22 protein-coding genes and 1 pseudogene are annotated in these 25,260 nt (G+C 45.6%); 9 read left to right on the top strand and 14 right to left on the bottom strand.

The features are described from left to right. Positions 1 to 39 precede the first annotated feature (39 nt). From modB to HMPREF1139_RS08050, 4 genes are all read left to right on the top strand, one after another. Positions 40 to 705 (top strand): molybdate ABC transporter permease subunit, encoded by a 666-nt coding sequence (gene modB, locus HMPREF1139_RS08065; RefSeq protein ID WP_009650869.1) that lies wholly within the window; start codon positions 40 to 42, stop codon positions 703 to 705. Between the two features lie 264 nt (positions 706 to 969). Further along, positions 970 to 1,467, top strand: a complete 498-nt coding sequence (locus tag HMPREF1139_RS08060; protein ID WP_009650898.1) for a redoxin domain-containing protein — start codon at positions 970 to 972, stop codon at positions 1,465 to 1,467. 38 nt (positions 1,468 to 1,505) lie between these two features. Then, positions 1,506 to 3,077, top strand: coding sequence for a class I SAM-dependent methyltransferase (locus HMPREF1139_RS08055; RefSeq protein ID WP_009650848.1), 1,572 nt, complete (start codon positions 1,506 to 1,508; stop codon positions 3,075 to 3,077). A gap of 457 nt (positions 3,078 to 3,534) precedes the next feature. Then, positions 3,535 to 5,112 carry a Na+/H+ antiporter gene (locus HMPREF1139_RS08050; protein ID WP_009650962.1) on the top strand — a complete coding sequence of 526 codons (1,578 nt, stop codon included), beginning with the start codon at positions 3,535 to 3,537 and terminating at the stop codon, positions 5,110 to 5,112. A gap of 26 nt (positions 5,113 to 5,138) precedes the next feature. Here HMPREF1139_RS08050 and HMPREF1139_RS08045 read toward each other — a convergent pair whose 3' ends face one another. From HMPREF1139_RS08045 to topA, 6 genes and pseudogenes are all read right to left on the bottom strand, one after another. Beyond that, on the bottom strand, positions 5,139 to 5,951 hold the full coding sequence (locus HMPREF1139_RS08045) for a 3'(2'),5'-bisphosphate nucleotidase CysQ family protein (RefSeq protein ID WP_009650889.1): 813 nt from the start codon (positions 5,949 to 5,951) through the stop codon (positions 5,139 to 5,141). Between the two features lie 14 nt (positions 5,952 to 5,965). Then, on the bottom strand, positions 5,966 to 7,243 hold the full coding sequence (locus HMPREF1139_RS08040; protein ID WP_009650825.1) for a citrate synthase: 1,278 nt from the start codon (positions 7,241 to 7,243) through the stop codon (positions 5,966 to 5,968). 3 nt (positions 7,244 to 7,246) lie between these two features. Next, complete coding sequence (locus HMPREF1139_RS08035; RefSeq protein WP_009650930.1) at positions 7,247 to 8,416, bottom strand: cation:proton antiporter; 1,170 nt, start codon at positions 8,414 to 8,416, stop codon at positions 7,247 to 7,249. 282 nt (positions 8,417 to 8,698) lie between these two features. Further along, positions 8,699 to 9,547, bottom strand: a pseudogene (locus HMPREF1139_RS08030) (biotin synthase); the annotation flags it as partial. Between the two features lie 286 nt (positions 9,548 to 9,833). Then, positions 9,834 to 10,358, bottom strand: a complete 525-nt coding sequence (locus HMPREF1139_RS08025; protein WP_009650778.1) for a YfcE family phosphodiesterase — start codon at positions 10,356 to 10,358, stop codon at positions 9,834 to 9,836. Then, complete coding sequence (topA, locus tag HMPREF1139_RS08020; RefSeq protein ID WP_009650966.1) at positions 10,359 to 12,470, bottom strand: type I DNA topoisomerase; 2,112 nt, start codon at positions 12,468 to 12,470, stop codon at positions 10,359 to 10,361. 108 nt (positions 12,471 to 12,578) lie between these two features. Here topA and HMPREF1139_RS08015 point away from each other — a divergent pair, with 108 nt between their 5' ends. The 4 genes from HMPREF1139_RS08015 to HMPREF1139_RS08000 all read left to right on the top strand — a co-directional run bounded on the left by HMPREF1139_RS08015 (position 12,579) and on the right by HMPREF1139_RS08000 (position 16,020). Further along, on the top strand, positions 12,579 to 12,827 hold the full coding sequence (locus HMPREF1139_RS08015) for a hypothetical protein (protein WP_009650837.1): 249 nt from the start codon (positions 12,579 to 12,581) through the stop codon (positions 12,825 to 12,827). Further along, a complete protein-coding gene (locus tag HMPREF1139_RS08010; protein ID WP_169767368.1) occupies positions 12,814 to 13,098 on the top strand; it encodes a type II toxin-antitoxin system RelE/ParE family toxin in 285 nt (94 codons plus the stop codon). The genes HMPREF1139_RS08015 and HMPREF1139_RS08010 overlap by 14 nt, the downstream gene beginning before the upstream one ends. 94 nt (positions 13,099 to 13,192) lie before the next feature. Then, positions 13,193 to 14,683, top strand: coding sequence for a flagellin B (locus HMPREF1139_RS08005; RefSeq protein WP_009650899.1), 1,491 nt, complete (start codon positions 13,193 to 13,195; stop codon positions 14,681 to 14,683). 224 nt (positions 14,684 to 14,907) lie between these two features. Then, complete coding sequence (locus tag HMPREF1139_RS08000) at positions 14,908 to 16,020, top strand: Fic family protein (protein WP_009650822.1); 1,113 nt, start codon at positions 14,908 to 14,910, stop codon at positions 16,018 to 16,020. A gap of 41 nt (positions 16,021 to 16,061) precedes the next feature. On the opposite strand, the gene HMPREF1139_RS07995 is transcribed toward HMPREF1139_RS08000, so the two are convergent. The 8 genes from HMPREF1139_RS07995 to dcd all read right to left on the bottom strand — a co-directional run bounded on the left by HMPREF1139_RS07995 (position 16,062) and on the right by dcd (position 24,107). Continuing rightward, complete coding sequence (locus HMPREF1139_RS07995) at positions 16,062 to 18,062, bottom strand: motility associated factor glycosyltransferase family protein (RefSeq protein WP_009650885.1); 2,001 nt, start codon at positions 18,060 to 18,062, stop codon at positions 16,062 to 16,064. An 11-nt stretch (positions 18,063 to 18,073) separates the two neighbouring features. After that, entirely contained in the window at positions 18,074 to 19,102 is a 1,029-nt protein-coding gene (gene pseI, locus HMPREF1139_RS07990; RefSeq protein ID WP_009650921.1) for a pseudaminic acid synthase, read from the bottom strand. Beyond that, positions 19,099 to 19,575, bottom strand: coding sequence for a UDP-4-amino-4,6-dideoxy-N-acetyl-beta-L-altrosamine N-acetyltransferase (gene pseH, locus HMPREF1139_RS07985; RefSeq protein ID WP_009650842.1), 477 nt, complete (start codon positions 19,573 to 19,575; stop codon positions 19,099 to 19,101). The genes pseI and pseH overlap by 4 nt, the downstream gene beginning before the upstream one ends. Continuing rightward, positions 19,560 to 20,435, bottom strand: coding sequence for a UDP-2,4-diacetamido-2,4,6-trideoxy-beta-L-altropyranose hydrolase (pseG, locus tag HMPREF1139_RS07980; RefSeq protein ID WP_009650875.1), 876 nt, complete (start codon positions 20,433 to 20,435; stop codon positions 19,560 to 19,562). The genes pseH and pseG overlap by 16 nt, the downstream gene beginning before the upstream one ends. Then, entirely contained in the window at positions 20,425 to 21,105 is a 681-nt protein-coding gene (gene pseF, locus HMPREF1139_RS07975) for a pseudaminic acid cytidylyltransferase (RefSeq protein WP_009650819.1), read from the bottom strand. Before pseF ends, pseG begins: the two co-directional genes overlap by 11 nt. 52 nt (positions 21,106 to 21,157) lie before the next feature. Continuing rightward, positions 21,158 to 22,282: a UDP-4-amino-4,6-dideoxy-N-acetyl-beta-L-altrosamine transaminase gene (pseC, locus tag HMPREF1139_RS07970; RefSeq protein WP_009650964.1), complete on the bottom strand. Its 1,125-nt coding sequence runs from the start codon at positions 22,280 to 22,282 to the stop codon at positions 21,158 to 21,160. Further along, on the bottom strand, positions 22,279 to 23,265 hold the full coding sequence (gene pseB, locus HMPREF1139_RS07965; protein WP_009650907.1) for a UDP-N-acetylglucosamine 4,6-dehydratase (inverting): 987 nt from the start codon (positions 23,263 to 23,265) through the stop codon (positions 22,279 to 22,281). The genes pseC and pseB overlap by 4 nt, the downstream gene beginning before the upstream one ends. Before the next feature lie 281 nt (positions 23,266 to 23,546). Further along, positions 23,547 to 24,107, bottom strand: coding sequence for a dCTP deaminase (gene dcd / locus HMPREF1139_RS07960; protein WP_009650856.1), 561 nt, complete (start codon positions 24,105 to 24,107; stop codon positions 23,547 to 23,549). A gap of 233 nt (positions 24,108 to 24,340) precedes the next feature. Here dcd and HMPREF1139_RS11890 point away from each other — a divergent pair, with 233 nt between their 5' ends. Beyond that, positions 24,341 to 25,258 carry a S8 family serine peptidase gene (locus HMPREF1139_RS11890; RefSeq protein WP_232209614.1) on the top strand — a complete coding sequence of 306 codons (918 nt, stop codon included), beginning with the start codon at positions 24,341 to 24,343 and terminating at the stop codon, positions 25,256 to 25,258. Positions 25,259 to 25,260 lie beyond the last annotated feature (2 nt).

Genomic DNA, 25,260 nt, shown 5'->3' with positions numbered 1-25,260 from the left:
ATTTAAATGGGATTTACCCGCAAACGATGAGAGCAAGCCATGTTTGATATAGATTTCTCGCCGTTTTATCTATCTTTAAAGCTCTCTTTGGTTTCAAGCGCCATACTATTTTTCGTAGCGCTTGCTTTGGCTTATGCGATGTCGCGCAGGGATTTTTGGGGCAAGCCAGTCATCGAGGCTGTCATCTCTTTGCCACTCGTGCTACCGCCTAGCGTTTTAGGCTTTTATCTGCTCATATTTCTTTCACCCTATTCGCCTATCGGTAAATTTTTTGAGAGCGTTTTTGACGTCAGGCTTGTTTTCAACTTCACGGGGCTGGTCGTGGCAAGTTGCATATATTCGCTTCCTTTCATGTTTCAGCCTATATACGCGGGACTAAATAGCCTCAGTAAGAGCTTGTTCGAGGCTAGTTATTCGCTTGGTAAGGGTAAATTCGAGACACTTTTTCGCGTGATCTTGCCAAATATCAAGCCAAGCTTATTAACAGCGATCGTCGTTAGTTTCGCGCATACGATGGGAGAATTTGGCGTCGTGTTGATGATAGGCGGAAGCGTCGCCGGTGAGACGAAGGTCGCTAGTATCGCGATATTCGAGGCGGTCGAGATGCTTGATTATACCAAGGCGCACGTATATGCCGCCTTGATGCTTGCTATCAGCTTTGGCGTGTTGTTTTTGGTATATTTTTTCAATACCAAGAGCAAGTAAGCTAAATTTATCGGATGAAATTTCAAAATTTTGTTGTTTATGCCTTATTATAAGCGCTTCGCAAATCTTATTCGCTCCACAAAGTGACGAACGTGTAGCACGATTTTAGCGCTCACTTCGTTTCGCTGAAAATCGGCGGCGTCTGCTTGCAGTTGCGAAGCAAAATAGTGTCGCTTCATAAGACCTTGACTATGCTAGACAAAAACCAATATTTTAAATGTTATAATGCGCTTAAGATTTCATTAAAATTTTACAAGGATCGATATGATCAAAATTCCTACGAGCATACATTTAAAGGGTCTAAAGGGCGAGGATTTCGACTTTTCGGCGTTTGCCAGGACGCATGATTGCGTCGTGTTTTTGTATCCTAAGATGGGCGAGAGCGGCAAATTTTTAAGCGAACAGCTCAAAAACACCGAGGGCATGACCGGCTGCACCGTGCAAGCGGGCGAATACAAAAGACTGATGAGCGAATTTAACGAGCTTGGCTTTATGGTCGTAGCTATCGGGACGCAAGATCTTGCGGAGCAGATAAAATTCAAAGAGGACACCGGCGCGCAATTCATGTTCTTAAACGACGCTGATTTCGCCCTTGAGCGTGCGCTGGAGCTTCCCGTGTTTTCAAGCGGGGACGGCAAGAAATTTTATTTTCGCCAGACTCTCATCATAAAAGGCGGCAAGATCGTGCGCGCAGATTTGGTGCTAAAGCCGCAAGACGACGCCAAAAATGCGCTAGAGCTCATAAAAAACAGGGCGTTTTAGTCTAAATTTGCCAACCAAAGTAAATTTAAAGGACGAAGATGGGCGACATACAAAATGATATAAAAAGATCATACGACGAGCTGACCTACACCTCTAAAGCCTTCCCGCAGTGCTCGCCTCTGAGGCTGGAGGCGTGTGCGGCGCTACTTGGCATCGAGCCCGCATCCAGTCAAAACGCCAGGATATTAGAGATAGGCTGCAGCTTTGGTGGCAATCTCATACCGTTTGCCCTGCATAATCCAAACGCAAAGCTAGTCGGTGTCGATCTAAGCGAAGAGCAAATAAGGCGCGGATGCGAAATTCTGAGCGAGATCGGTATAAAAAATTTAACCCTCGTGCAAAAAGATATCTGCGAATTTAGTGCAGCTGATGTGGGAGTGCAGAAATTTGACTACATCATCGCTCACGGCGTTTATAGCTGGGTGCCAGACTTTGTCAAAGAGGCGATCCTGCGCGTTGTAAAAGAAAATTTAAGCCAAAACGGCGTGGCTTTCATCTCTTATAACACCTATCCCGGCTGGAAGGTCAAGGACATCTTGCGCGATTTGATGCTTTTAGCGTCCAAGCACGAGCAAAGTGCGCAGGGCAGACTAAGAGCCGCCAAAGAGGCGCTTAAAATTTACGAGAAACACCTGCAAGATAAGGTGCAAAGCGGCAGCATAGAAAAACAAATGCCGGCTTTGGCGCTTTTAAACTGGCTAGATATCATCAAAACGCAAGAGGATCACTATATCCTGCACGAATACCTCGAGCATGTAAACGATCCTTTTTATTTTAAGGATTTTGCTGGCGACCTTGATAAAAACGGGCTCGCCTATCTTTGCGAGAGCGATTTGTCCGATATATTTAGGCCTGATCTTGGCGCTAGCGATGTCGATACATATAAAAACGAGAAATTTAAAGACAGAGTAGAGTCCGAGCAGCTTTTGGACTTTCTTACAAACAGAGCGTTTAGACAAAGCCTCATCGTGCACAAGGACGCTTACGCCAAGGTCGCCGATAAGCAGATCGGACCAAGTGATCTGAATAAGCTTCATATCATGATAAATTTTAAAAAAGAGGATGGCTCTTGGCTAAATGCTGACGATAAATATATGCCGGAAAACATCGACTGGCTGTGCGAAGTCTTTCACAAAATGTATCCTGCCAGTATAAATTTATCTCAAATTTTAGAGCTTTTGCCAGGGCAGAAGCTAAATGTCTATCTGGCGTTTGTAAAACTACTCTCTGCAAACGATAATACCGCACTGGCCGTGAAGGAATTTAAAAATATCGAGTATGAGCCGGGCAGATCGAGACTAAAGCCTTATGTGGTGGATTATTTGAGGTATTTTTTAAATCACGAAAAGCCCGATATCGCCTTTGCCAGCGAGCTAAATTTCAATGAAAATATCAAAAATACGGACTATCTCATCGGGCTTGAATTTGACGGTAAAAATTCTATCGAGCAGATAGGGGCGATGTTTGCGGCGTATATAAATAAAAATAAGATGAGAATTTACGACAATGACAAGGAGATCAAAGGCGAAAAGATAAACAAATACGCCCTCAGGCTCGTAAAAGAGACCGCAAAGCTGTTTAGTGCGCTGTTTCTTTTTGAGGAGATTTGATGTTTATCACAGGAGCTGTAGCACGATTTTTACTTTGCAACTACAAGCAGACGCGCGGTCAGCTACCACTTACCTTGTTCGTAGCGAAGTTTTGACTACGCTAAGATAAATAAATTGGCTCTGTTTATTAAAATATTGATGTTCGCTTCTGCTTTGCAGTTGCGAACAAAGTGAAGCAAAAACCTTGCTCACTCCGCAAGGCGCCGAACATATAGCACGAGCTTTACAGCTTCACTGATTTTTTGCTTCGCCATGCTCGCAAATGTAACTAGAGCGGCGGCGATAGCGTCGTTTCGCAAGGTTTGACTTCGCTTTAAGAGCTAAAAATCAATGAAATATTATAACAGAGCCAAATTTAAAAATCCTACAAATTTTGACTTCGCGTAGCCGAGCCGTAAGATAAACCGCCCGTAAGCCTCATTTTGTTATACTCGCACATTTAAATTTAGGATCAAAAATGACCGAAAAATTCTTGCTATTTCTTGGACTGCTCGCGCTGATCGTAACTCTAATAATGCTCGCAAACCGCCTAAAAATCGCCTATCCGATACTTTTAGTACTTGGTGGGCTGGCGATCAGTTTCGTGCCAAATTTACCCCACATCCGTATCGACCCCCAGCTCATTTTCATCGTATTTTTGCCCCCGCTTCTTTACGAAGCCGCATGGGCGGTCTCGTATAAAGAGCTTTATAAATGGCGACGCATGATCGGCGGCTTTGCTTTCGTCGTGGTTTTCATCACCGCTGCCGCCGTTGCACTCGTCGCAAACTGGCTGATACCGGGCTTTTCGCTCGCACTTGGCTTTTTGCTGGGCGCCATCGTCTCGCCGCCTGATGCCGTGAGTGCAGCTGCGATTTTAAAATTTGTCAAAGTGCCAAAGCGCGTCTCGGCGATACTTGAGGGTGAGAGTCTGCTAAATGATGCCTCCTCGCTCATCATCTTTCGCTTTGCCGCAGTCGCCGTGACGACGTGGCAGTTTGTCTGGTACGAGGCGGCGGGTAGTTTTGTCTGGATGATCGCAGGCGGCGTGGGAGCGGGACTTGCGGTGGCGTTTATCGTCTGCAGGCTGCATAAAATTTTGCCTTTTGATGCAAATATGGATACGATCCTAACGCTCATGACACCTTATGCGATGTATATTTTGGCTGAGGAGATCCACGCCTCGGGCGTGCTCGCGGTGGTCGCCGGAGGGCTTTATCTCTCCGCCAGGCGAAACGAGATGTTCGACGCTGCCACGCGCACTCATGCCGTGCCGGTGTGGCGAAATTTCATCTTTATCTTAAACGGTCTCGTGTTTGCTCTCATCGGGCTTGATCTGCCGCAAATTTTAGAAGGGTTGCAAAGAGAGGGCGTCTCGCTGATGACAGCCACAGGATATGGCTTGCTCATCACCGCCGTGATCGTTGTAGCGCGTATCATGGCTTCTTATGCAGGTGTAGCGGTAACGATGCTGATGAGAAATTTCATCACGGTCGCCGATGACAAATACCCCGGTAAAGGCGCGCCACTAGTGATCGGCTGGGCTGGTATGCGCGGTGTCGTATCTCTCGCGTCTGCGCTATCTATCCCGATAATGGCGGGCAGTGAGGCGTTTCCGCACCGCGATCTCATCCTTTTCATCACCTTTGTGGTGATAATGATGACGCTCGTTGTGCAGGGGCTCACGCTGCCATTGTTGATACAAAATGTAAAGATCCCTGGCGGTGATGACTACATGCAGCACACGCAGGCGGAGACACTGATACGAAAGACATTAGCGCACTCGTCGCTAAATTTCATGCAAAGCCACTTTGAAAATGATGAGAGCTTTTTGCTGCAAAGCCTAAAAAAAGTTTGGGACTTTAGGCTATCAGCCGATAGCTGCGGTATCACTGCGGACGCAAAAGAGAGGTATTTTGCTATCCTAAACGAGCAGCGCCGCGTGCTAGCGCAGCTAAACAAAGACCCGCGTATCGACGAGGAGCTCATACGCAGATTTTTATATCAGATCGACCTTGAAGAGGAGAAATGGCGGCTTTCAGACAAGCACGAGTGATCGAAATTGGCAGTCAGCCGATCTGCCTAAATTTTATCCTCACAAAGGTCTAAGATAGGCTCTAAAAGGCCTAAATTTTCGCGGCTTAGAGCTATGAAGTGAGGACTGGAGAGCGTTTTTATGTCGTATCTTGGCGGCAGATGCGTGCTAGCGTCCACGACTGTCCCGCCGCTAAAGCAGACTATCGCGTCGCCCGCGGCATTGTCCCAAAGGCAGCTGGGGCTAAATCTCGCATAAACGCCGCCACTTCCCTCCGCCAGACGGCAAAATTTTATCGCAGAGCCTATTTTAGCGTGATTTAGACTGAGTTTTGCGGCGATAGATTTTGCCTTGAGGCTTTTGCTCCTGTGGCTTAGCAAGATGAAATTTTTGCCGTTTTGCCTGCTTTGGTGTAGGTTTATTTTGGCTAAAATTTTACCCTTCGCGTCCAAAATTTCTTTAAAAGCTCCGCCCTCGCTTGCGTAAAAGAGCTCGTTCGTGTGAGGGATAAATATCACGCCAAGGGTAGGGCGTTCGTTTTCTATCAAGGCGATGCAAACGCAAAATTCTCCGTTTTTAGCGATGAATTCTTTCGTGCCGTCAAGCGGGTCTACTAGCCAGAACCGCTCTAAATTTTCGCAACTTTTAGGCTCTAAAATCTTCTCCTCCGAGCAAACGGGCAGACCGCTTTGGCTTAGGATCTTGATGATAGCCTCGTTTGCGGCCAGATCGGCGCTAGTGAGTGGTGAGCGGTCGGCCTTTAGCGTGAGCGTGAAATTCTCATAATGCTCTTTTATCTGCTCGCCGGCGGCCAGTGCGGCGACCTTGGCAAGGGTTAGTAGATCATCTGTGTTTTTCAAAATTTAAACGCTTCTCATGATTTTGGTGTGCGGTTGGTCTCGCCGACATAGAGCTGGCGCGGACGCACGATCTTGATGCTGTCTTGCTCTTTTAGCTCGATCCACTGGCTGATCCAGCCCGGTGTACGGCCGATGACGAAGATCACAGCGAACATATTGTTTGGGATGCCAAGGGCCTTCAAAATGAGCCCCGAGTGAAAATCGACATTTGGGTAGAGGTTGCGACTGACAAAATAATCGTCATTTAGGGCGATCTCCTCGATGCGGTTGGCTATCTTTATGAGCCCCGAATTTATACCGATCTCGCTAACTAGCTGGTCGCGCATCTTTTTTAGCACCTTTGCGCGCGGGTCGAAATTTTTATACACGCGATGCCCAAAGCCAAGTAGCCTAAACGGATCGTTCTTGTCCTTGGCGCGAGCGATGTAGCGATCGACATTTTCGACCGAGCCGATCTCCTCTAGCTGGCGGATGACGCCCTCGTTGGCGCCTCCATGTGCCCAGCCCCAAAGCGCGCCGATGCCAGCCGAGATGCACGCATACGGGTGCGCGTGCGTCGAGCCCACGGTGCGCACGGTCGTGGTGGAGGCGTTTTGCTCGTGATCGGCGTGTAGCATGAAGACGGTGTCAAGCGCCTTTACTTCGATAGGCTTTAGATCGACGTGCTCGTAAGGGTAGCTGCGCATCATGTAAAGGAAATTTTCGGTAAAGCCGCGGTCTAAATTTGGATAAATGATCGGCAGTCCGCGCGAGTAGCGATAGCTGAATGCGGCGATGGTCGGGATCTTTGCAATGATTCGCATCGCCATCTCGCGGTATTCTTCTGGCTTGTCCATATTGAGGTGATCTGAGTAAAAAGCCGAGAGTGCCGAGACTGATGCCTGCAAGATCGCCATAGGGTGCGCTTTATCAGGGAAGGCGTCAAAAATTTTCATCATACCCTCGTGGATGAAGCTGCGCTTTTTAAGCTCGAGCTTAAAGGCGTCGTATTGGGCTTTGTTTGGTAGCTCGCGGTTTAAAAGCAGATACGCCACGTCCAAAAAGGTCTTATTCTCGGCAAGATAGGCGATGTCGTAGCCCCGATACATCAGCTCGCCTTTTAGCCCGTCGATGTAGGTGATAGAGGAGCGACACATCGCAGTCGAGGTGTAGCCGCGGTCAAAGGTGAACATCCCCGTGTCGCTAAAAAACGTCGAGATGTCGATGACGTCGGGTCCCATCGTGCCTTTTAATATCGGGAATTCGTAGCTTTTGCCCGTTCTGTTGTCCGTGAGTGTCGCAGTTTCGCGCATCGTTTATCCTTTCGTTTGGCTTTTAAGGCTCATTAAAATTTTGATTGCTATCGTTGATATTATAGCTTGCATAAGGCTTGCTAGGATGAAAGAGGTGTAAGAATTTTCGCTTATCTCACCCGTTTTGTGTGCTATCGTAGCAACGGCGATGAGAAGTGTCAGCGGCATCGACTGAGAAAGTGCGTAAAGCACGATGCCTTTAAATTTAAGCAAATTTAAAAATACCACGCTCGCAACGAGCCTGCAGCCAAGCATCGCGGCAAATATGAACGCCGCTTGCTCGAGCACGTCAGGCGAGGATAAATTTGCAAGCTTGAAGGTCGAGCCGATATGCACGAAAAAGGTCGGCACCAAAAAGCCAAAGCCAAAGCTGGCTAGCTTGTGTGGCAGGTCTTTTTTGTGATCAAAAAACGTCGCGATGAACATACCTGCGATAAACGCACCAAACGCCACCTCTAAATTTAGATATATCATGAGTGCGACCATGGCGAAAAATACTGCGATGCTGAGGCGGATATCCTTTTCGTCCTTGTCGTAGTGAGGCATCAGCACGACCTTAAGGCTTGGATACCACCAAAATATGACGTTTAAAAGCTTGAAGCCAAGCACGCTAAGTGCTAAAAACGCGACTAGATAGGTGATAGTAAGCCACAGCTTCACGCCAGCGCCAAACTGCAAATAAGCCGCCGCAAACGTTAAGAGCATGATGCTTATGAGCTCTCCGATGGTAGCGATCAGCATGCTTAAATTTAGCCACTCTTGCTGCTTGCCATACTCTTTAAACAGCGTAAATATCATGCCTACAGCCATTATCGGTATGATGATAATATAAAGCGTGCTAAGATCTAAACTAAAGGTCAGCACGGCTGCTAGCAGGTAGATGAGCGCCAGATAGATGCAGCCTAGTCTTAAAATTTTGCGGTCGATGTTTATCAGCATCCTTAGATCTATCTCCATGCCTGCTAAAAACATCAAAAAGAAAAAGCCTACCTCGCTAATGAGCCCGAAAATTTCGTTTTCGCCGATGACGCCGATGTAGCCTGCGAGCGCGCCTAGCATTATCTCGACCGGAGCTACTTGCACGCGCAAGATCCTAGAGATATAAGGCGATGCGAAAATGATGAAAGCTAGGGTGACAAGTATGCTAAGCTCGCTTGCGACGTTGGTTTGCAAATGTATCCTTTTAGCTCTATTACAATATTTCATTGATTTTCAGCTTTCAAAAGCGAAGCCAAACCTTGTGAAGCGACGCTATCGCCGCCGATTTACACGGAAGCGACAGCTGACCGCGTAAATCGTGCTATATGTTCGGCGCCTTGCGGAGCGAACAGGGTTTGCGAAGCAAGTGTCAATGATTTATTATAACAGAGCCATCCTTTTTAAAATTTTTTGATTATATAAAAGCTTGGTTACGATTTGATTAATGCTCCGTCGCTCGCATAGCCATGTTAAATACTAATGGCATTTGCTGGCAAATTCAAAGCCCATTTGCTTAAATTTAGCGATATCTTTGCAGCTTTCCTCGCCTTTTGTCGTGAGGTAGTCGCCTATCACGACCGCGCTTACGCCGTGATCAAAAATTTCGTATTGACGCTCGCCAAGCACGGCCTCGCGCCCGCCCGCGATCATTATGCGTGCATTTGGCAGAGCTAGCGCGGTATCGTCTATGATCTTTAGCGCCTCATCTACGCTTAGCCTTGGTGTATCGATCTTGAGCGCGGGATTGGCGATGAAAAAATTTATCGGACTGGAGAATGGATCTAGCTCTTTTAGACTGGCGCGAAAGCTAGCGCGATCGGCCTCACTCTCGCCGATGCCGTAGATACCGCCACAGCAAAGCTGTAGCCCCGCAGCCTTGGCGTCTAAATTTGTCTGCCAGCGCTCGTCCCAGCTGTGCGTAGTGCAGATTTTCGGGAAAAAATCCCGCGAGGTCTCGAGGTTGTGGTTGTAGCTAAAAACGCCGGCATTTTTGAGCTCTTTTAGCTGCTCATAGCTTGCCATACCGTTGCAAGCTATGATCATGAGCTGGGGCACCTCTTTGCCGACGGCTCTTGCGATGCGGGCGACTTGCTCGGTCTTTTGATCATCCAGTCTCGCTCCGCTAGTCACCAGACAAAAGCCAAGTGCGTGGTTCGCGTATGCCTTTTTGGCCTCGTCTACGACCTGCTCGGGGGATTTTAGTTTGTAGCGCTTGATGTCGGCCTTAGTGCCAGCGCTTTGCGTGCAGTAATGGCAATCCTCCGAGCAGTTGCCCGCACTCAAAGATGATATGGCGCATAGCATTATGGTTTTCATTGGAATTTCCTTTTTACTTGATTTTCTTAAATTTTACCAGGTTAAGAATATGGCTTTGTCAAAACATAGCGTTGATACGGCTTCGCGAAGAAAGCGGTAGCTGACCGTCGTCTGCTCTACTTCACTTTGTTCGCAGCTTTTAAAGAAGCAGTTGCGAAGCAAAAAATCGTGCTACAATTTGGCGCTTTGTAGAGCGAGCAAGATTTTTGCTTCACTTCGTTTGCAACTGCAAAGCAGAAGCGAAGCGCTCGTTTAAGAAATCAACACTATACTAAAATTCTCTCGTCCGTAAAATTTAAACACTCTCTATCTTTATCGTTTCTTTGCGCCACTGGCTCTCATTTGGCGATCTGCTAAACCTTACGGCACTAAATTCCTGATTGTCGTAGGCTAGTAGCATGAAGCTGAATTTGCCGAATTTCCGTCCGCAAATTTCACCCGGATTTACAAAAAGCCTGCCGTCTTTCATGATCGCGCCAAAGCTATGCGTATGACCGAAAACTACGACATTAGCATCGATATTTAGAAATTTAGGATGATGCATGAGGGCGATTTTGATATCCATAAATTTAAACTCGTAAGGCTCGTCGAAAAGCTTGAATTCACTTTTAAATTTTGCAAGCTCGTCATCGTTGTTGCCAAGTACGGCGCGATACTCCAGGCCGCTTTCGCGCATAGCTAAAAGCGTATCAAGCTCCACGATGTCTCCGGCGTGAAGCAGCATCTGCACTCCCTCGCGCTTTAAAATTTCGATCGCCTCGCGCGCGATGTCAGACTTAAAATGACTATCCGAGATCAGCCCGAGCTTAAGATCGTTCAATCAGTTCTCACCTATCTGGACTTTGTGCTTGCACTTCGTGCACTCTAAAAACGTCCCTTTTTTGAGCTCTTTTTTTACCATCATCGACCCGCATTCGCTACATTTATGCTCGGTCGGCTCGTAGTTGCTGATAAAGTCGCACTTTGGATAGTTGGCGCAGCCGTAAAATTTCCCGCGTCTGCTAAACCTTTCCACAATGACGCCGCCGCATTTTGGACATGGTACGTCTAGCTTTACTAGCTCTTTTTTGGCTTTTGGCTCGGCCGTTTGTACGCCTGTATCGCTGTTTGCTTCGCTTGTGATGTTGCGTGAGTATTTACACTTCGGGAAATTGCTACATGCGATGAATTCGCCGTATCTTCCCTTTCTTTTTACCAGCTCGCCGCCACACTGAGGGCATTTCTCACCGATCGGAGTGGCGACTTTTAGGCTTTTGATGCCCGTTTTGCCCTCTGAAATTTTATCCATGAAAGGATAGTAAAATTCGCTCAGCACCTTTTGCCAGTCGGCCTTGTCCTCGGCGATGAGATCGAGCTTTTCTTCAAGATGTGAGGTGAATTCGCTATCTACGATGTCGTTGAAGTGTTCCTCCAAAACGCCTATCATGCTAAAGGCGACGTCATTTGGTATGAGCTGCTTTTTCTCGACTCTGACGTATTCGCGAGAGGTCAGTAGCGAGATGGTCGGCGCGTATGTGCTAGGACGCCCTATGCCAAGGCTCTCTAGCTTTTTGACAAGTCCCGCCTCCGAGTAGCGAGCAGGCGGCTCTGTGAAATGCTGGCTTTCTTTGATGCTTTCAAGCTTCATCTCATCGCCTACGTTTAGATTTGGTAAAATTTTATCCTTATCCATATCACCATAAACGCGATAAAAGCCGTCAAATAGCACCTTTCTGCCGCTTATCTTAAACTCGCCCTTATCGCTTACGACGAATAAATTTTGCGTTTGGCTCACGCACGCGCTCATCTGACATGCTAAAAATCTATTGTATATCAAAGTATAAAGGCGCAGCTCGTCTTTTTGTAAAAATTTCGCCGCGATCTCGGGCGTGAAATTTAGATTTGTCGGGCGTATGGCTTCGTGCGCCTCTTGCGCGCCTTTTGAGCTGGTGGCGTAGTGCACGGCTTTTGGCGGCAGATAGTCTTTGCCAAACTCGTTTTTTATCAGCTCGCGTGCGGCTTCGACCGCCTCTTTGGCTAAATTTAGACTGTCCGTTCTCATATACGTTATCGCGCCCATGAAGCCCTCGTGCGTCTGCACGCCCTCATAAAGCGTCTGAGCCAGCATCATCGTCTTTTTAGGGCTAAAGCCCAGGCGGTTTGAGGCGCTTTGCTGAAGCGTAGAGGTCATAAATGGCGGACTTGGCTGGATCTTTCTATCCTTGCTCTCTATCTCGCGGACGCTAAATTTCTCGTTTTTTAGGGCGTCTACTATGTATTTGGCGCGATCGGCGTTTGTAATAGTGAGCTTTTCTATCTTTTTGCCTTCAAATTTTACTAGCTCGGCGTCAAGATCGGTTTTAAATTTCGTATCGATACTGTAATACTCGACCGGCTTAAACGCTCTGATCTCGCGCTCACGATCGACGATGATCTTTAGTGCAGCGCTTTGCACGCGTCCTGCGCTTAGGCCCTTTTGTATCTTTAAATTTAAAAGAGGGCTTAGCTTGTAGCCTACGATACGATCGAGCAATCTACGCGCTTGCTGCGCATTTACACTGTTCATATCGATCTTGCGCGGGTGTTTTAGGGCGTTGTCGATAGCGGTCTTTGTTATCTCGTGAAAGACTATGCGAGGCAGCGTGCTGGCCTCTTTACCGATGGCATTTGCGATGTGAAATGCTATCGCCTCTCCCTCTCTATCCTCATCTGTTGCGAGGTAAATTTCGTTTGCACCCTTGGCGAGCTCTTTTATCTCTTTCACTATCTTTGAATGATCCAGGCTCACGCGGTATTCTGGCGTGAATTTCTCATCCTCGATCTTTATGCCAAAGCTGGTTTTGGGCAGGTCTCTTATGTGCCCCTTAGATGCGATGACATCGTAGTTTTTACTTAGGAAATTTTTTATAGTTCGTGCTTTTGCAGGCGACTCTACAATGATTAGATCTTTCATCCGTAGCCTTTTAAAATTTTTGGCGTAATTGTAACAAAAAAATCTGATATTACAATAATTAATGGTAGCTTTTGATATAATCACTTAGTTTTATATAAAGGAAAAGATATGACATTAACTATAAAAAATGCCGATAAAACATTTTTCGAAGCGGTACTTGCTATGGCAAAGCTTTATCCAAAGGTCACCGTGAGTAAAGAAGAGGCGAATTTGGACGAATCATTAGAGCTATATGAAGATACTAGGACCCTTGATGATGTAAAAGCACAGATGAAAAAGACTTTGGCGCAGTATCGTAGCGGTGATATGAGCGGTTTTACAGCTCTTGGCGCAGGCTGGCACGATACAAATCATTGAAAGTGTCGACTTCAAAAGTCATTTGCAGCGTATCTTAAATTTTTTAGGATCAAAAAGTAAGGCCTCAAGAGATAGCTTTTCCGACTCTTTGTATGAAAATTTAAGTCGTCTTGACTTTATGCCGTATAAATTTAGAAAATCATGGAGTTTTGATGACGATGATATCAGAGATTTTATTTTTAAGGGCTATGTTATTCCTTATTTTATAGATAAACAAAACGATAAAATAGTCCTTCTGGCGATATTTAGAGAAAATCTATTAAATTTTTAAAATTTTTTCTTTTTAGCTCTAAAGTTTTTTTGAAAGCTTCCGATATAGTTTTTGTGCGACAAGAAGTCGTAACTAAAAACTAAAAGGATTTAAAATGAGTTTTCGTATTAACACTAACGTAAACGCCCTCAACACACACGCTAACGCAGTTAGCAACAACACTGACCTATCAAAGTCTTTAAACAAACTTTCTTCAGGTCTTCGTATCCAAACAGCCGCTGATGACGCATCTGGTCTATCTATCGCTGATAGCCTCCGCTCACAAGCAAGCGCGCTAGGTCAAGCTATCGCAAATGGTAACGACGCTATCGGTATCATCCAAGTAGCTGACAAGGCTATGGACGAGCAGCTTAAAATTCTTGACACTATCAAAGTTAAAGCTACTCAATCAGCCCAAGACGGACAAACAAGCCAATCACGTCAAGCACTTCAAGCTGACATCGTTCGCTTGATGGAGGAGCTAGACAACATCGGTAACACTACGTCTTTCAACGGACAACAACTCCTAAACGGAACATTCTCTAACAAAGAATTCCAAATCGGTGCTTACTCAAACCAAACAGTTAAAGCAAGTATCGGTGCGACTACATCTGACAAGATCGGTCTAACAAGATTTGAGAGCTCAAAGCTTTTGACGGCTATGGGAGCTGTAAATCTTAAATTCTTGAACGTAGATGGTGTAAATGATGTAGGTGTTACAGCTGCTACTATATCAACAGGTATAGGTAAAGGTATCGGTGCTTTGGCTGAAAATATCAACAAAGTAGCTGATAAAACTGGTGTTCGTGCTACTTATGATGTTACTTGGAAAGCTTCAAAAGCTATATCTGGAGGTTTAATTAAGAGCCTTACAATAAACGGCGTAAAGATCGGCGATCTTGAAGTAAAAGCAAACGACAGCAACGGCGCTCTAGTAAATGCTATCAACTCTGTAAAAGATCAAACCGGTGTTGAAGCCTCAGTAGATGCAGAAAGCGGTAAAATGGTTCTTACCAGCCGTGACGGTCGCGCTATACAAGTAAAAGGTGACAAGATAAGTGGTGGTCTTGGTGGTAAGGCCCATTTAAGTGGCTTTGTAGGTAGACTAAACCTAGTTAGACTTGACGGACGCGATATAAAGATAAGCACTAGCGGTGCTGGTAAATTTGCTGATGATGCATTTAGTAAAGATGGCGGTTCTCAACAATCAGTATCTCTAAGAGATGTTCGTGGTCAAATAGAAGGCAAACTAGCTACTGCTATGGGCTTCCAAAGAATGAGCAAGATCATAACTGTCGCTCAATCAGCAGGCGTTATGACACTACGCGGTGCTATGGCTGTTATGAGTATAGCCGAGTCAGCTCAAAAGACACTTGACTTAGTTCGCTCTGACCTTGGTTCTGTTCAAAATCAGCTCCAAGCAACAGTAAATAACATAACTGTTACTCAAGTAAACGTTAAATCTGCTGAGAGCCAAATCCGTGACGTTGACTTCGCTAGCGAGTCAGCTACTTTCTCTAAGCATAATATCCTAGCTCAATCAGGTGCTTATGCTATGAGCCAAGCAAACAGCGTTCAACAAAACGTATTGAAACTACTTCAATAATTTAGTTAGTGCATTGCGGGCAGGCGGGCTTTCCGCCCCTTACGCAAAGGTGTTAGACTCAGGGCTAAGGTCGGCGAAAGCCGCCTTAGCCTTTTTTATTTCTATGAAATTTTTCTTGTTTTATCTATTAAAATTTATATATAAAAATTTTTGTGTATAATAATTTGCAAATTTTGATATACAAAAAATTTTGTTGATAAAATTTGACAAACAAAGGAAACAAAATGAAATTTGATATGAGTGAGGCCGTCAAATATCACTATGATAAATTCCCACCGCAAAATTTAGACTATAAAATTTTAATGCCACATATCATAAAAGCTACTGAGGTGCTAGCCAGATACGATCAGATGATACTAAATATGCAAAATAGTGAAATTTTCTTAGCTCCTTTGATAAATAAAGAAGCGGTCTTATCATCAAGGATGGAAGGGACGATAAGCACGCTAGATGAGATACTGCAATATGAGGCAAATTTTGATGAAAATAGCGATGACCCAGAAACAAGAGCCGATGTAATTGAGACCGTATTATACAAAAGAGCCTTAAAAACGGCTCAGAAAATGATAAATGACGGATACAAGATAGATGAGTTTTTGATAAGACAAACTCATCAAATGCTTTTAAGTCTTGGTAGAGGCGCTACAAAGACACCGGGCGAATACAAAAGCGAGCAAAACTATCTAGCACATAAAAATAAGATACTCTTTGTACCGATAAATCCACAGATGACTCAAAGCGGGATGAGAAATTTAGCCATGTATATAAATAACAATGATGAAATAGAGCTGATAAAAGTAGCCTTGGCACATGTTGAGTTTGAGTCCTTGCATCCCTTTAAGGATGGAAACGGCAGGATAGGCAGGATGCTGATAACTCTTATGCTTTGGCAAAGTGGACTACTTAATGCGCCGCATTTTTACATAAGCGAATACTTTGAAGAGCACAAAGATAGATATATCGACGCAATGAGAAATGTGAGCGAAAATGATGACTGGACTGGCTGGTGCGTATTTTTCCTTGATGCTATAAGCGAGCAGGCTAGGAAAAATCTAGACAAAGCCTTAGAGATAAAAAATTTATACGAGGAGATGAAGGGCAAATTTGGCGAAATTTTAAATCATAAATTTGTAGTCCATACGCTAGATTTTATTTTCACGACCCCGATATTTAAAAACAGCGCCTTTACGAACAAAAGCGGCATACCAAAACAAGCCGCAGCAAAGATAACAAAAGAGCTCGAAAAAAATGGACTTTTAAATGTATTGCAAGAGGCATCAGGCAGCCGCTCTGCGATGTATTCGTTTGAGCCGCTATTAAAAATCGTAAGAGTTTAAAATTTAAAGGCAAACTCTAAGCTCGCCTTTAAATTTTACTCCTAGCGAAATTGAAATTTATCTTTTAGCTTTGGCAGTGAGTATCCAGGCATGATGCCACGTTTTTTTAGCTCTTTTACTAAATTTTTAGAGGCTTTTTTCGTCGTTTCTATCTCGGCGTTTATGCCTCCTGCGGCTGAAAACAGCCAGTATTTATGCATTTCGATCCACTCAAGCAGTTTATTGACTTTTTGCATAGTCGTATCGCTTGGCGCGACGGAAATTTTAGCTAGCTCAAGCTCTTGAAAATATACCGATATAGTCAAGATATTTTCGATATACTTTTGAAATCTTTTTGATGAGACAAAATTTTTGACTTTGTCTATTTTGTTTGAAATTTTGACAAGCTTGCCAAACATTTTTTCATTTACCTTGTCCTCATCACGTAGCTCTAGCATCGCATCGATATCCTTTACGACGCTTAAAAATCCTTGCTCGATCTTTGATTTGACGGTCTCTTGGGCCTGCAATTTTTTATAGATGAAATCATAGGCTTTGAGTAGATTTTTATTGGCCATTTTTTCATTTACTATGTTGATATTTGGGAGATTTTTTATTTTTTTATCTTTGCAAAGCTCGTTCATCGTCTCTAAAAACGGCTTTTCTGTCGCTCCTGCGATCCTAGCACCGCCCTCGGTGCAGTTATAGGTGATGACTCCCTCTTTGCTAGACTCTTCTATATCGTTTTCAAATTGGTTTTTAAATTTATCCCAAACGTAGGTCGTGCGGACCTCCCCCTCGCCGCCGTACGCGGGAACGTAAAGGTATTCGTCCGCCTGGGCGAACGCGTGACCCTTAGCATGGCTAGAGCCATCGGGAGCGAAGGCTAGGTCTTGGCCGATGAGCACTATATTTTTATGTCCTAGGACATAGGCTAGTTGATAGGCTTGATTTGCAGTGGAGTGGCCTATACCGAGGTATCCGTAGTCATCTAGCTTAAATATAAGCTCGCTTTGCTGCGGCCGCATAGTCAGCACCAGTCTTCTTGGCTTGATGTTTTCTATGGTTTGTCTATGCGTCAGTGATGCCACGATAAAGTAGATATCTTTATCAAATTTCCCGTAGCGCTTCTTAAAAAAGCTTGACGTAGCTTCGACACGCTCTATCGAGGTGACATAGTCTGGCACGATGCCGTGTTTTGCCAGTATCGGATATGATGCGTCTAGGCTTATGATAGTAGCGTATGGAACGAATTTCTTGAGTGTAGCTAGCTGTTTATCTAGGCTTGGCCCTGTCGAGACTATTATGGCCGTATCCATGAGCTTATAGCGTTTTTTGATGAGCTTTGTATACGAATATCCAGTGATCATATCGGGTAAATTTTTTATATTTTGCTCTATCCCTTGCAGGTTGTCATCTATGCTGTTTCCTTGGCTTACGACTACTTGAGATATCGCCCTTGTAAAGTCTTTATTCACTCTTTGATAGTCCTGCGCAAACTGATCGTAAAAGATCGTGTGGATATGGAGGTCGTAGATTTTGGCATATACGCTAAATTCCTCATTTGAAATCATATAGTAAAACTGCGTATATGTACTGAATTTCGAGTAAAACAACAAAAGACGCTCGCTCGCTAGCTCCTCAGATAGATCTATCATATTTAAAACTATATAAATTATCTCAAGCTCCGGCTCGACTACAACGATCTTCTTGTGAGTTTGATTGTATAACAAAGCCTTGTAAAGCACCCCGTTTCCAAGCCCGTAAAAATACATTATCGGATAGCGCTTATACTCTTTTTCTAGCGTATCTAGCATATCGTAGATATCTTTTGCGGGATTGTCGTAGATGTATTTTAGTGTTTTTTTATCGATGATGTTTATATCGATGATGTCTTTGCTACTTATGAAAACTTCGTATTTTTCCTGCTCTTGCATGCTAAATAAACGAGCGGCTAAAATTTCATCTTGCTGAAAGAGCGCTTGAAGATTTTTCTTAAATATAGGATTGATTATATCTTGTGAAGCCTTTGTTTGCTTTGCTTCGTCCTGCTTTTTATCCATTTTGTATCCTTTTATAGATCCTTTTTCGTTATCCGTTCGCCAAATTCGATGTCTCGTTTTGCCGTTTTGCCAAGTAGCCGGGGCATAAATTTTGGTTCCAGCCCAAAGCCCGGGCGCACTGATTTTACGTTATTTTCGCTGAAAATTTCACCTTTTTTTATGTCCGCACTAGCATAAAGCGAGCGAGCGAAATTTCTATTTTTTATCGATTTTTCGCTAAGCTCGTAGCTCGTCTCGCCCAAAAGCGCCTCCGCGTCGCGCACCGCTTTTACCATTTGAGCGAATTCCGCCTCGTCGAGACTAAACGCCTCATCGACGCTTCGCACGCTTTTATCAAGGATAAAGTGCTTCTCCACGATACGCGCACCAAGACTCACGGCGACGACAGGGGCGAGTGAACCAAGCGTATGGTCTGAAAAGCCCACCTCTACGCCAAATCGCTCTTTCATATCCGTGATCGTGCGCAAATTCATCTCATTTAGCGGGGCGGGGTAACTTGACGTGCATTTTAAAAGCGCGATCTGATCGTTGCCATTTTCACGGCAAATTTTTACCGCGCGCTCTATCTCTTTAAGCGTGGCGATGCCCGTTGAGATGATGACCGGTTTGCCCTTTTTAGCCACATGCGCGATGAAATTCGGATCGTTTGCCTCAAAGCTTGCTATCTTGTAGGCTGGCGGGTCAAACCGCTCTAAAAAGTCCGCATCCGCCGCGCAAAATGGGCTAGAAAAGCAGATAAGCCCCTCTGCCCGCGCCGCTTCAAAAAGCTGCTCGTGCCACTCGTAGGGCGTGAGAGCCTCCGCGTAGAGCTCATATAAATTTCGCCCGTCCCAAAGCCCGCCATGCACCATAAAATCCTCTTTTGCGCAGTTTAGCGTGAGGCTATCTGGCGTATAAGTTTGCAGTTTTATCGCGTCTGCGCCCGCCCGCGCCGCTGCCTTTATCGTCGCAAGCGCGGTTTGCAGGCTGCCGCTATGGTTTGCCGAGAGCTCGGCTATGATGAAGACCTTTTTTGCGGTGTCGAAATTTGATATTTTCATGAGTTGCCTTTTGCGGTATTATAGCTATTTTGCGTGATTTTTAGGTATAAAAATTCTTCATCTTCGCCGCAGGGCAAAAGCTTAAATTTTTCATAAAGCCCGAGCGCGGCGGCGTTACCCTTATATGCACATGCTCGCAGCTCTTCGACGCCCAAAATCTCAAAAGCGTATTTTAAAACGGCTGACATCAAAATTTTACCGACCCCTTTAAGCTCGGGATTTGCGTAAAGTCCGAACTCACAGCTTTCATCCGTAATGTTCGTAAAGTCGATCACACCGACGTATCCGCCGTCTTTTACTAAAAAATATCGCTTGTCGCCACCATCTTTTAAATTTTGTAAAAATTTAAAATGGCTCTCGCGGCTGATAAATTTCGTTTTCATAAATTTCGCCACTCGCTTGTCGTTGCGCCACGCGAGGATCATTTCGGCTTCGTCGGGGCTTAGCTGCGTGAAATTTATAAGTTCGCACATATTTTACTCGCGTCAAAAATTTCATAACCGTTTTCGCCCAGCCACTGCGCCATTTCGTCTTGATTTTGCGCGGTCTTGACGGCTTTAAATTTAGCGCGCAAAACTATGGCTTCATTTACCAGCGAGCTTGCTTGGATGATGAGCTCGCGGCTTTCATTCATCAGCTTTGCGACCTCGTTTGAGTCAATGAAAAGCGATAAATTCGGATAAATTTTGGCTAGTATTTTCAGATCTTTTAGATTTTCATTTGCATTTGTCGTGATGATGGCGAGCTTAAATTTTGCATTTTTGTGAAGTAGCGCGAGTACTACCTTTTGGCTTAAATTTAGCGTATCCGTGCCGCCAAATGCGATGCAAAAGTCATAAATTTTCTCCCGCTTTTTCTCCCGCTCGGCGTAAAACTCATCCCTCACGAGTATAAAATTTTCTCCGCAAAAAACTTCGCACTGCGCGGGGAGCAAATTTTGATATTTTTTCGCGTCGGCGTATAAATTTACATTTAGCACGAAGTCGCAAAAATGCGGCTCATACGTATCGTCAAAGCAGCAGATCTTCGCGCTCGTGCGCTCTTTTATCGCTTTTTCGTCTTTTGGCGTGAAGCCATAGTGATCGATGAAAACAAGCTCGAAATTTTGCTCGTTTATGATCGCGATCAGCTTGTCTATGCTACCGTTTTGCAGCGTAAAAACGGGGTAGGGTATCTCGCCTATGAGGTCGCCCGCCAGCGGCAAACAAGCAAAGCTTACGTCTTTAAATTTTTTGGCTAGCACCAGATCGCGTCTGATGTGTCCATGCCCGATCTCTGCGGAGCTGTCGGCTCTGATGAGGATTTTTAGATTTACGAGCTCTTCAAATTTCATGATTTATCTTGTAAAGTTTTTGGGCGAATTCAAAATCGTCCATCGTGTCAATGTCGCAGACTAAATTTCGCGGCAGCAAAAACGCCCTGGAATGCGGCGCAAATATTGCCTTGCTCGCCAGCCACGCCGCACGCTTGCCAAAGTAAAACTGCCCCGCGTCGTGATACGCACGCTCTAAGTCCTGCGAGCGCGTCCTCTCAAACTGCGGGTAAAACATACTCACCGCGCCGTTTGCGTCAAGCTTCACTGCGCGCTGAATAGGGAAATCAAACTGCGTCGCGGCAAATAAAAACTCACACTGCTCGGTCTCAAATTTCTCGCTCGCCTCACGTAAAATTTCACTCGTCAAAAGCGGTGCGGTCGCGTAAAGGCAGCATATCGTCTGAAAATTTTCGCTCGTTTTGAGTGCGGCGTCTTTCATCACGTCGCTTGTCGTGGCGAAGTCGTCGCTTAAATTCGCCTCGCGCATAAAGGGCGTTTTCGCGCCAAATTCCCGCGCTAATTTGGCAATATTTTCATCATCTGTACTGACGATCACTTCGTCAAATACGCCTGAATTTACCGCCGCTTCGATACTGTAAGCGATCAGCGGTTTGCCGCAAAAGTCCTTGATATTTTTGTGCGGGATACGCTTGCTACCGCCGCGAGCCGGGATGACGCAAAGCTTCATCGATCGTCCTTTTTGCGCCCCAAAGCCGCGCTAGTCGCTAAATTTCGTATCCTCATACTCTGCAACCAGTGTCAAATTTAGCCAAAATTTCCAGCAAATTTTCGGCGACAAATTTCGCGTCCGCATCACTCATGCCCTGATGGCACGGGATGCTAAGCTCGGCATTGTAAAACTCCTCCGCGCCTGGTAGCAGGGTCTCGCCGTAGCGGTCGCGGTAAAAGCTAAATTTGTAAGTTGGCTTGTAATGCACCTGCACGCCGATGCCTCGCTCGTGCAGTGCGGCGAAAATGTCCTCTTTGGCGCACCAAAGCTGCGAGAAGAGCAAAATCGCGTAAAGGTGGCGCGAGCTTACCATATCGTTTGGAATTTTGATGGTGCTAAAATACGGGTTTTTGGCAAATTTTTCGTCGTAAAACGCGGCTATTTCGCCCCGGCGAGCTATCATCGCGTCTAGGCGTTTTAGCTGATTTAGCCCCAGCGCGCAGGCGACGTCGCTTAGGCGATAGTTGTATCCTAGCACGCTCATATCGCTGTTCCAGAGGCGTTTTTTCGTGATGCCGTGGCTGCGGTAAAGGCGGGCTAAATTCGCCAGCTCATCGTCGTTTGTCGCAACTGCGCCGCCTTCAAGCGTTGTAAGAGGCTTAACGGGGTGAAAGCTAAAAATGCTAATGTCAGCCTGCGCGCCCACTTTCGCACCGTTAAGAGAGCTGCCAAGCGCATGTGAGGCGTCGTCAATGACCTTTAAATTTCTCTCTCTGGCGAGCTTTAAAATTTGCTCTATGTTTGCTGGATTGCCACCAAAATCGACTGCCGTGATGACCTTTGTGCGCGGCGTGATGAGTGCGGGGATCTTGCTCTCGTCGATGTTGCCGTCCGCTTTGACGTCGCAAAATTTAACCTCCGCTCCCGCCATCAAAGCCGCATTTGCCGTCGCTGCAAACGTGATCGGTGTGGTGATGACTTCATCACCCTCACGCACGCCAAGAGCCAGATACGCCGCGTGCAGTGCCGAGGTCGCCGAATTCATCGCTACAACGTGCTTTACCCCGACGTATTCAGCGATCGCTCGTTCAAATTCGCCTACCTTCTCCCCACCCGTTAAAATGTCGTCTTTTAGCGCGGAAACGACCGCTACGATGTCGCTCTCGTTGATACTTTGTCTGCTGTAAGGTATCATTTTATCATCTCCAAAAGCCCCTCGCGGTCAAGCCAAATTTTATTTGTATTTGAGCTGTACTCGAAGTCGTCCGCCACGAGCGTGCCCTTTTCACCGAGCATATTTTGCGAGAAGTCCTGTGCGGTCTGAAACTGGATAGAGGGGCTGATGACGTAGTGATCGGCGAATTCATATGTGAGGTGCGCGTCGTCCTTGCCGACCATCACCTCGTGCATCTTCTCTCCCGGACGGATACCGATGATCTTCACGCCTAAATTTGGCGCGAGCGCACGGGCGAGATCAAGCATCGTCATCGATGGAATTTTAGGGATGAAAATTTCGCCTCCGCGCATACGCTCGAAGTTTTTCAGCACGAAATTTACGCCTTGCTCTAACGTGATCCAAAATCGCGTCATCTTTTCGTGCGTGATCGGCAGCTCCTGCGCGCCCTGGGCTATGAGCTTTTTAAACAGCGGCACGACTGAGCCTCGCGAGCCCACGACGTTGCCGTAGCGAACGACGCTAAAACGTGTTTTCTTGCTGCCCGTGATGTTGTTTGCCGCGACGAAGAGCTTATCGCTGGCAAGCTTCGTCGCGCCGTATAAATTTACCGGATTGCACGCTTTGTCAGTTGAAAGTGCGATGACCTTGCTCACGCCGCACGCCAAAGCCGCGTCGATGACATTTTGCGCACCATTTATATTGGTTTTTATGCACTCCATCGGGTTGTATTCGGCGATAGGCACATGCTTCATCGCTGCTGCGTGAATAACGTAATCAACGCCGTTCATTGCCGTTTTCAAGCGATCTGCGTCGCGCACGTCGCCAATGAAATAACGCATCGCTTTGTCATTAAAAACCTGCGCCATTTCGTATTGTTTGAGCTCGTCGCGAGAGTAGATGATGAGCCTGTTTGGCTTAAATTTGGAGAGCAAAATTTCGGTGTATTTTTTGCCAAAACTGCCGGTGCCGCCGGTAATTAAAATATTTTTACCATCAAACATCTTTTGTCCTTTGAAACGGCTTGTCTTTCGAGCGTCTTTAAATGAGCTTGAAATTTTCTTGGTCGATAGACTGCGTGTCTTATCTCCCTCGAAAATTTCATCGCAACATTTAAATCCATCTCGAAATACTTCGCCTTACTTTAAATTTATCTTATTAAAATTTCACAATGCAAATTTAATGCCAAATTTTAAAATTATAAATTTATGACTATGCTTTGCGAGTTAGCTTCACCAAGCGCATCAATACTATAATTTTAACGGAACCTTTTAATTTTAAAATTTTACTTTAATATCCTCGGTAGTGTTATTCCCTCTTGTGCTTGATATTTGCCTTTTTTGTCGGCATACGTCACCTCGCAAGGCTCGTCACCCTCGATAAATAGCACCTGCGCGATACCCTCGTTTGCATAAATTTTAGCCGGTAGCGGCGTCGTATTTGAGATCTCGATCGTGATATGCCCCTTAAATCCGGGCTCAAACGGCGTTACATTTACGATGATACCGCAGCGCGCGTAAGTGCTTTTGCCAAGGCAGATGGCGAGCACATTATCAGGCATATTAAAATACTCCACCGTGCGTGCGAGAGCGAAGGAATTTGGCGGCACGATGCACACGTCTCCGACGAAATCGACTACATTTCTCTCGTCGAAATTCTTTGGATCGACGACCGTCCCGCCAACGTTTGTGAAAATTTTAAACTCGTTTCCCACGCGGATGTCGTATCCGTAGCTGCTCACGCCGTAGCTCACGACCCCGCGCCCGACTTGCTCCTCGCAAAAGGGCACGATCATCTGCTCGTTCAAACTCTTTTCGCGTATCCACCTGTCGCTTTTTAATCCCATTTTTTATCCTTAATTAAATTTAAGCGATTATAGCATAATTTAAATTTAAGCATAAATTCTTGATATGTCTACCAGATTTCCTTATTTTTTATAATTAATTTTTAACTTTAAGTATTATAAAATAATGCAATTCTAAAATTTTTGTAACGAAAGGACAATGGATGCATAACCACATATAATCTAAAATTGTAAATTCGTGTGTCAAAAAGCATTCGAATTTACCGACAATATCGGTGCTGACCTGTATTTTGCTTTCAGCTATGAGTGCAAACGCCTACACAGAAGCAGGCGTCGCGGGCAACACCAGCAGCTGGGAGAGCGCGGAGTATAAAAAGGACTGGGGCTTAACCTCGATGAACACCTCGACCGCCTACGCCATGGGCTTTGACGGCAAGGGCATAAACATAGGCGTCATGGACTCAGGTATGCTACTTAGCCACCCAGACCTAAATGACGGCAGGATAAAGGGCGTGAGGACTAGCGGCACTTACTACGCAGACGGCATGCGCTACCCTGACGCAGCCTACGGCAATGGGCCAATCGATAAAAATAAGCCGACCACGATACTCTATCCTTGCACGAGCTATGCGACGCCATATCAAAATTTTGATAAAACAGACAATGGTAAATTTAAAAAAGGCGAAAAATTTGACATCGGTGGCGAGTACATCAGGATCCAAAACGACTCTCACGGCACGCATGTAGGCGCGATAATGGCTTCAAGCAGAAACGGCATCGGTACGCACGGCATAGCATTTGGGTCAAATTTATACTCCGCAAATACCGGTGGCAACGACAACATGACTTACGGACCAAGTCAAGACTACAACTACTTCCTAGCTGCCTACACCGCTATGGCCGATAAAGGCTTGAAGGTCATAAACAATAGCTGGGGCTCGAATAGACGCGTAAATTCGTCCTACAAAGGCGCGCGCGGATACTCGCCTAACTGGGACTGGCGATATGTGCCTGAGTATGATGTCTATTACAACGAAGTAAATGGTGCGGTGGAGACGAATGAGCCGGGCGATCACATCTATCTTAAAAATTTAGACACAGCTAAGCAGGCGTATTATCAGTTTGTTAGCGGCGGGCAAAAGACCTTTTTAGACGCGGCTTACGAAGTAGCGACGAAAAGGCAGATTATTTAGGT

The sequence above is a fragment of the Campylobacter sp. FOBRC14 genome (assembly GCF_000287855.1).
Taxonomy (GTDB): domain Bacteria; phylum Campylobacterota; class Campylobacteria; order Campylobacterales; family Campylobacteraceae; genus Campylobacter_A; species Campylobacter_A curvus.
The sequence above is the reverse complement of the archived record's forward strand: the minus strand, read 5'-3'. Positions and strand labels throughout refer to the sequence as shown.